Consider the following 724-nt stretch of genomic DNA (forward strand, 5'->3'; position numbering starts at 1 on the left):
GGATGCGAAGATGTGCGACTTCTTTACTCAGATGGGCGTCGATTATTTACAAGGTTACTGGTTCTCAAAACCCTTATCTGTCGCAAGTGCTAGCCGATATTCATTGAATTCATAGTTCGAATTTTGGAATTCTCACCTGTTCCGCACAGCCACCGTTTAGTTACCGGTTTTTACATCGAAACAGAACGTGGCTGTGGCGAAAACTCAGGTTAACTTTACCCACCTATCTTAAGCGGTCAAACACAACGTTTTGATCTAAGTGCTCGTGATATTGCGTGTAATCGAGCCCCATATCAAAAATGTATTGTGTAACGAGGTTTCTTACGCACTCAATCAACTGATTGGCTTGCCAAGGCTTTTCGAAATATCGATCGATGCCCGCAGAGTTAATCGCATTGATCGTATCAGTGTGCGTGGCCTGCCCAGTCAACAAGACTTTGCGAGTGCGAACAAAGCGGCTGTCTTTGGAAATTTCCGTCAGCAGCTCAACACCCGTTTTACCTGGCATCACGTGATCCGAAATAATTAACGCGATCATTTCACCATCTGCATCAAGCTCGTCCATCAACTCAAGCACTTCATCAGCAGACTCACAATCCTCAATATTCAGCCATTTATTCAACGGTTCTAGATCTTGTAGAACCGCGCTTAACACCTCTCGTTGGTCATCAACGCAAATTACATTAAGCTTCTCCATGTTCACCCTCTAGCGGTAATTTGATTC

At 44.3% G+C, this 724-nt stretch carries 1 protein-coding gene; it reads right to left on the bottom strand.

The genetic code is table 11. The features are described 5' to 3' along the window. Window positions 1-223: 223 nt before the first annotated feature. Window positions 224-697 carry a response regulator gene (locus R7R24_RS26765; protein ID WP_318120125.1) on the bottom strand — a complete coding sequence of 158 codons (474 nt, stop codon included), beginning with the start codon at window positions 695-697 and terminating at the stop codon, window positions 224-226. Window positions 698-724: the final 27 nt, after the last annotated feature.

The organism is Vibrio sp. 704 (assembly GCF_033339295.1).

Coding starts and splice junctions, on each gene's coding strand:
- R7R24_RS26765 (WP_318120125.1), bottom strand. CDS start 697: ATGGAGAAGCTTAATGTAATTTGCGTTGATGACCAACGAGAGGTGTTA.